Below are 2,479 nucleotides of genomic sequence, written 5' to 3' on the forward strand. Positions count from 1 at the left end.
GGCAGACGCGCTTGCAGGAGCGGCATGAGCCGGGAATATTCGCTAGCGAAGGCAGAGGAGATGAAAACCAGCCCAAGGTCGGCGCGGGTGGGTAATGCTGCCTGTGCCTGTTGCACAACATCCTCAACTGCCGCTTCTAGTGACGGGCACGTTGATAAACTGCTAATCCACTGCATCGCACTGGTTCTAAATTCTGCCGTCATGCGATTTCCTTTGATGACGAGGGATGATCACCAGGTTAGCTGGAAATGCTAATCAGTTCTACTGATGCTGGGTAGAGGAAGCAGGCAATGAGGACAGAAGCGCATAGAGAGAGACTACTTGGAATTCCAGGTGTCCTGTAATCAACCTCAGCAAAAATGTTAAAGTTTGTATACGTAGAACTCGCTGCGTCGGTCCTCCGTTACTGGACTACTGGCAAACCTTAAAAGATCAAGCGAAGTTCTACTTTGACACGATCGTCTCGTGTGTTATGTAAGTAGTGCACCCCAGGTAGCCGTTCGGGTAACTAGCCGTGCGTGCTTGAAGGGGCTAAGTGCTGTCATAACGCTTCCTGTATTGATTAGAATGACTGGGACACATCCATGAGCGATATTCACGACCAAATTCAAGAAGAGCTTTCCCAAGCCCGCGTCGTTTGCGATGTAAATGGCAGCAACTCCCCTGAGTGCGCCGCTGCTTGGGATGCTGTCGAAGAACTGCAAGCCGAAGCATCTCATCAGCGGCAAAAACCGACCAAAACGTCGCTGGAGCAATATTGCGACGATAACCCCGAAGCAGCCGAGTGCCGGGTGTATGACGAATAAAGCACCCTAAGCTTTAAGCTACCGTTTGTTAATCTAGATTCATGTTGCAATTAAGTAGCTGGAGTGTCTGTACAGCGCTCCAGCTACTTAATTTTGTTAATAGTGAGTGCAATGGTAAATTGCAAGACGTATCATTTACCAGTCCACTCGCTAACCTGTCAGTTCTTTCTGCGTCTCTGCTATGCCCACTCCTTCCTGGTTGCCCTCGATCGTCTGGACCGACTACCGCTTGGCGCTGCTGTTCACGGTTTTGATTCCCCTCGCACTGTTAGTTTGGGCGTTTGTGCAGAAATTTGAGGCAGTTCAAACGCTGCTGACAATTTATTGGCGAGTTGCTAGCCTGCTGGCAATCACCGTGTACTTGCTGATTGGTGCTCTGCCGATCGGGTTCCTCTCTGGCTGGCTAGCAGGGATTCTAATTCCGCTGTCGCTCTGGTTTTGGATTGATCTCAACGAAGAAATTGCCGATCAGCCGCCGAATCAACTCAAGCTGGCATTTACCTCATGGCGCTGGGCAGTTTCGGTCTACTGCGTTGTTGGAGCGATCGCTCAAATTCCAACGCTGCGCTGTGCCTTACTTCCTGCTGAAGCCGTGGTTAAGGATTCGATGTGCAGCGTTTGGCTTGCTCCGCCTTGGGCATTTCGTGAGTTCTTTCATGCCGGAACTCGACCCTACTTTCTTGGGTTCCTAGGGCTCGTTGGCTTGGCGGTCTATGTACTGTACTTCAGCTATTTCGTTCTGATGCGCCTGAACAAGCAAGGACGATCGGCGACAGGGCAGTAATGTGAGCAGTCTTACACGACTAGAGCAGTACACGCAAAAGCGCCGTCAAGAAGTGCTGCTGGTGACAGCAGAAATAGACGGCGAGACCGATCAAATTGCAATTTTTCGCGGCTTTTCGAGTTCGCTTGTGCGATCGACTGCGTTTGATCCTGACGTTCCGGTGCTACCGGACCATGCCATCATTGTGACCATTGATCGACTGCTTGGTCCCTACGACCCCAGCAATCCTCGCTACGTGCAGCAAGGACTCACCTGGGAAGCCGTGCAGCCGCTGCTTGCTGAAGTTGAAGTGTAATATTTTACACTTAAGCAATTAATTAGCTCAGTAGGTGAACTTAAGAGCCGGGTACCCGCTCTTGCTAGGTGCTGCAATTCACCCATAGTTTCACTGAAGACAACGTCTAAAACAGGCTAGAGGATGATCCCATATCCCTATGCACGTTAGACTGCCGCAAACCATGAATCTGAACGGACGCATTCTGCACGTTGCCCTTGATCAGGAGACAGTTCTACGCCGCATTACTTATCAGATTTGTCGATTGCAAGAGCTTCAAGACGTTCTTGCTGAGACAGTTAGAGAAGTGCGTTCGTTTCTCGGTGTCGATCGCGTTCTAATCTACAAATTTCATGCCAGCGGCAACGGCGAGGTCGTTGCGGAGTCTATTGATGAGAATCGCCTGCCTTCGCTACTGGGACTGCATTTTCCAGCCGATGACATCCCTGAGCACGCCCGCGATCTGTTTGTGAAAGCGAGATCGCGATCGATCGTCGATGTAGCCACGCAGCAAATTGGGCGGAGCCTTCTGCAGGAACTGGAAACTGAAGGCTTGATATTTGAGGAGGTGCGCTATCGAACAGTGGACCCTTGCCACATTGAGTACCTAACTGC

The 2,479-nt window shown here is 50.8% G+C and carries 4 protein-coding genes and 1 pseudogene; 4 read left to right on the forward strand and 1 reads right to left on the reverse strand.

What is annotated here, in order from left to right:
- Window positions 1-203 (reverse strand): annotated as a pseudogene (locus H6F43_RS06210) (hypothetical protein); the annotation flags it as partial.
- 381 nt (window positions 204-584) lie between these two features.
- Here H6F43_RS06210 and H6F43_RS06215 point away from each other — a divergent pair.
- The 4 genes from H6F43_RS06215 to H6F43_RS06230 form a co-directional block, all read left to right on the forward strand.
- Window positions 585-806 carry a Calvin cycle protein CP12 gene (locus H6F43_RS06215; protein ID WP_190341720.1) on the forward strand — a complete coding sequence of 74 codons (222 nt, stop codon included), beginning with the start codon at window positions 585-587 and terminating at the stop codon, window positions 804-806.
- A gap of 181 nt (window positions 807-987) precedes the next feature.
- Complete coding sequence (locus H6F43_RS06220; protein ID WP_190341722.1) at window positions 988-1,590, forward strand: DUF3177 family protein; 603 nt, start codon at window positions 988-990, stop codon at window positions 1,588-1,590.
- Window position 1,591: 1 nt separating this feature from the next.
- On the forward strand, window positions 1,592-1,885 hold the full coding sequence (locus tag H6F43_RS06225) for a hypothetical protein (RefSeq protein WP_190341724.1): 294 nt from the start codon (window positions 1,592-1,594) through the stop codon (window positions 1,883-1,885).
- Between the two features lie 163 nt (window positions 1,886-2,048).
- The coding region (locus H6F43_RS06230) for a GAF domain-containing protein (protein ID WP_190341726.1) at window positions 2,049-2,479 on the forward strand (431 nt) is incomplete at its 3' end.

Origin of the sequence: Leptolyngbya sp. FACHB-36 (genome assembly GCF_014695955.1) — a bacterium.
GTDB lineage: Bacteria > Cyanobacteriota > Cyanobacteriia > Leptolyngbyales > Leptolyngbyaceae > FACHB-36.